The sequence below is a fragment of the Streptomyces sp. NPDC054956 genome (genome assembly GCF_053609185.1).
Window position 1 is genome coordinate 1 of sequence record NZ_JBSGXB010000463.1, and the last position, 4,280, is coordinate 4,280.

At 71.3% G+C, this 4,280-nt stretch carries 3 protein-coding genes; all 3 read right to left on the bottom strand.

Annotation, left to right across the window (positions count from 1 at the left end; genetic code table 11):
* Positions 1-48: 48 nt before the first annotated feature.
* Positions 49-1,314 (bottom strand): tyrosine--tRNA ligase, encoded by a 1,266-nt coding sequence (tyrS, locus tag ACWGDE_RS36625; protein ID WP_453393403.1) that lies wholly within the window; start codon positions 1,312-1,314, stop codon positions 49-51.
* Between the two features lie 102 nt (positions 1,315-1,416).
* Complete coding sequence (locus tag ACWGDE_RS36630) at positions 1,417-2,820, bottom strand: metallopeptidase TldD-related protein (protein WP_453393404.1); 1,404 nt, start codon at positions 2,818-2,820, stop codon at positions 1,417-1,419.
* Positions 2,817-4,280 (bottom strand): TldD/PmbA family protein (locus ACWGDE_RS36635; protein WP_453393405.1); only part of this gene is annotated, 1,464 nt, incomplete at its 5' end. The genes ACWGDE_RS36635 and ACWGDE_RS36630, both read right to left, overlap by 4 nt.

Sequence of the window (4,280 nt, forward strand, 5' to 3'; positions counted from 1 at the left end):
GACGGTGCGTCCGGACCGGCCCCTTCGCCGTGTTTCGTACGGATCCGGCTAGCCGGTGACCTCGACCGCGGCCAGGTTCTTCTTGCCGCGGCGCAGCACCAGCCAGCGCCCGTGGATCAGGTCCTCCTTGGCGGGGACCGCGTCCTCGGCGGTGACCTTCACGTTGTTCACGTAGGCACCGCCCTCCTTGATGGTCCGGCGCCCGGCCGACTTGCTCGCGACCAGACCGGTCTCCGCGAGCAGGTCGACGACCAGGCCCGGCTCGGCGACCTTCGCCCGCGGCAGCTCGGACAGGGCCGCGGCCAGCGTGGCCTCGTCCAGGTCCGCCAGCTCGCCCTGGCCGAACAGCGCCTTGGACGCCGCGATGACGGCGGCGCACTGGTCGGCGCCGTGCACCAGCGTGGTCAGCTCCTCCGCGAGCGCCCGCTGCGCGGCGCGCGCCTGCGGCCGCTCGGCGGTCTGCGCCTCGAGCTCCTCCAGCTCCTCACGGGTCCGGAAGGAGAGGATGCGCATGTAGGTGGAGACGTCCCGGTCGTCCACGTTCAGCCAGAACTGGTAGAACGCGTACGGGGTGGTCATCTCCGGGTCGAGCCAGACGGCGCCGCTCTCGGACTTGCCGAACTTGGTGCCGTCCGCCTTGACCATCAGCGGGGTCGCGATGGCGTGGACGTGCGCGTCCGGCTCCACCCGGTGGATCAGGTCGAGACCGGCGGTCAGGTTGCCCCACTGGTCGGACCCGCCCTGCTGCAGCACGCAGCCGTGGCGCCGGTACAGCTCCAGGAAGTCCATGCCCTGGAGCAGCTGGTAGCTGAACTCCGTGTAGCTGATGCCCTGGTCGGACTCCAGGCGCTTGGCGACCGAGTCCTTCGTCAGCATCTTGTTGACGCGGAAGTGCTTGCCGATGTCCCGGAGGAACTCGATGGCGGACATGCCCGCCGTCCAGTCCAGGTTGTTCACCATGACCGCCGCGTTCTCGCCCTCGAAGGACAGGAACGGCTCGATCTGGGTGCGCAGGCGCGTCACCCAGTTCGCGATGGTCTCCGGGTCGTTCAGGGTGCGCTCGGCCGTCGGCCGAGGGTCACCGATCTGCCCGGTGGCCCCGCCGACCAGCGCCAGCGGGCGGTTGCCCGCCTGCTGGAGCCGGCGCACGGTGAGGACCTGTACCAGGTGCCCCACGTGCAGCGAGGCCGCGGTCGGGTCGAAGCCGCAATAGAACGTGACGGGACCGTCCGCGAACGCCTTGCGCAGCGCTTCTTCGTCGGTGGACTGGGCGAAGAGCCCGCGCCACTTCAGTTCGTCGACGATGTCCGTCACGGTTCTGGGTCTCCTCGGAAGAGATGAAACGGATTGTTGAAGGGTTCCCCGCCAGTCTAGGCGGGGAAAGCCCGCACTTCAGACTCGTTTCAAGATCAGAGATCAGACTCCCTTGCTGACCGAGCTCATGTTGAAGTCCGGGATGCGCAGCGCCGGCATCGCGGCCCGGGTGAACCAGTCGTTCCATTCGCGCGGCAGGGTCTTCTCGGTCCGGCCGGCCTCCGAGGCCCGCGACAGCAGGTCCACGGGGGACTCGTTGAACCGGAAGTTGTTGACCTCGCCGACGACCTGTCCGTCCTCCACCAGGTAGACGCCGTCCCGGGTCAGGCCCGTGAGGAGCAGCGTGGCCGGGTCCACCTCGCGGATGTACCAGAGGCAGGTCAGCAGCAGACCCCTCCCGGTGCCGGCCACCATCTCCTCCAGGGACTTGTCGCCGCCCCCGTCCAGGATCAGGTTCCCGAACGACGGGGAGACCGGCAGCCCGGTCAGGCCCGCGCTGTGCCGGGTCGTGGTCAGCCGGGCCAGCTCACCGTTCTTGATCCACTCGGTCGCCGGGACCGGCAGCCCGTTGTCGAAGACGGACGCGTCGTCGCCGGAGCTGTGCGCGATCACGAACGGCGAGGACTCCAGCCCCGGCGCGTTCGGATCGCTGCGCAGGGTCAGCGGCAGCTCGGAGAGCCGCTCGCCGATCCGGGTGCCGCCGCCGGGCTTGGAGAAGACCGTCCGGCCCTCCACCGCGTCCCGTGCCGCCGCCGACCACATCTGGTAGATCAGCAGGTCCGCCACGGCCGTGGGCGGCAGCAGCGTCTCGTACCGCCCGGCGGGCAGGTCGATCTTGCGCTCGGCCCAGCCGAGCCGCACGGCCAGCTCCGCGTCCAGCACGGTCGGGTCCACGTCCTTGAAGTCCCGCGTGGCGCGGCCCGCCCAGGCGGAGCGGAGCCGGTCCGGGGACTTCGCGTTCAGCTCGAGGGTGCCGTTGGGCTGGTCGTGGCGCAGGCGCAGCCCCGTGGAGGTGCCGACGTACGTGGAGACCAGCTCGTGGTTGGCGAAGCCGTACAGCTCGCGGCCGCCCGCGCGGGCCCGGGCGAAGGCCTCGCCGAGGGCGGGGGCGAAGTCCGCGAAGACCGCCGAGGATGTCTCGGCCGGGCCGTCGGTGAAGTCCGGCGAGGACGGGGTGCCCGTGACCAGCGGCTGCGCGTCCTCCGCCGGGTCGGCTCCGCGGGCGGCCGCCTCGGCGGCCCGGACCAGCGGCTCCAGGTCCTGCGCCGTGACGGCGGAGCGCGAGACGACCCCCGAGGCCGTGCCCTCCTTGCCGTCGACCGTGGCGATGACGGTCAGGGTCCGGCCGCGGGTGACGCCGTTGGTGGTGAGCGCGTTGCCCGCCCAGCGCAGGTTGGCGCTGGACTCCTCGTCGGCGATGACCACGCAGCCGTCGGCGGTGGACAGCTCCAGCGCCCGCTCGACGATCTCGTGGGGCTTGGTGCGTCCGTTCGAAAGCGTGCTCATCGGCCGGCCTCCTGCGTGGTGTTCAAGATGTTCACGTCGCGGAACAGTGCGGACGGGCAGCCGTGCGAAACCGCCGCGACCTGTCCCGGCTGGGCCTTGCCGCAGTTGAAGGCGCCGCCCAGGACGTAGGTCTGCGGGCCGCCGACCTTCTCCATCGACCCCCAGAACTCGGTGGTCGTGGCCTGGTAGGCGACGTCCCGCAGCTGCCCGGCCAGCCGGCCGTTCTCGATCCGGAAGAACCGCTGCCCGGTGAACTGGAAGTTGTAGCGCTGCATGTCGATCGACCAGGAGCGGTCGCCGACCACGTAGATCCCGCGCTCCACCCCGCCGATCAGGTCCTCGGTCGAGAGCCCGCCCGGATCCGGCTGCAGCGAGACGTTCGCCATGCGCTGGACGGGCACGTGCCCGGGGGAGTCGGCGTAGGCGCAGCCGTTGGACCGGCCCAGGCCCGTCAGCTTCGCGATCCGCCGGTCCGTCTGGTAGCCGGCCAGGGTGCCGTCCTTGACCAGGTCCCAGCTCTGCGCCTCGACGCCCTCGTCGTCGTACCCGATGGTGGCCAGCCCGTGCTCGGCCGTCCGGTCACCCGTCACGTTCATGACGGGGGAGCCGTAGGTGAGCTTGCCCAGCTGGTCGAAGGTGGCGAAGGAGGTCCCCGCGTACGCCGCCTCGTAACCCAGTGCCCGGTCCAGCTCGGTGGCGTGGCCGATGGACTCGTGGATGGTCAGCCAGAGGTTGGACGGGTCCACGACCAGGTCGTAGCGCCCGGCCTGCACGCTCGGCGCCCGCATCTTCTCGGCGAGCAGGCCCGGGATGGCCTCCAGCTCGGAGTTCCAGTCCCAGCCGGTGCCGGTCAGGTACTCCCAGCCGCGGCCGGCCGGCGGGGCGATGGTGCGCATGGAGTCGAACTCGCCGGTGGTGGCGTTCACGGCGACGGCGGTGAGCTGCGGGTGGACGCGCACCCGCTGCTGCGTGGTGGAGGTGCCCGCGGTGTCGGCGTAGAACTTGTTCTCGTGGACGGCGAGCAGGGAGGCGTCCACGTGCGCCACCCCGTCGGCCGCGAGCAGCCGCGCGCTGAAGTCGGCGAGCAGCGCCGCCTTCTCGGTGTCCGGCACGTCGAAGGGGTTCACGTCGTAGGCGGAGACCCACGTCTTGTCCGCGTGCACCGGCTCGTCGGCGAGCTCGACCCGCTCGTCGGAGCCGGCCGCCTTGATGACCTGGGCGGAGAGCTTCGCCATGGCCACGGCCTGCGAGGCCACCTTGGCGGCGCCGTCCATGGTCAGGTCCACGCCGGAGGCGAACCCCCAGCTGCCCCCGTGCACCACCCGGACCGCGTACCCGAGATCGGTGGTGTCGGACCCGCCGGAGGGCTTGGCGTCCCGCAGTCGCCAGGAGGCGCTGCGGATCCGCTCCAGACGGAAGTCGGCATGGTCGGCGCCCAGCGCGCGGGCCCGGGCGAGCTC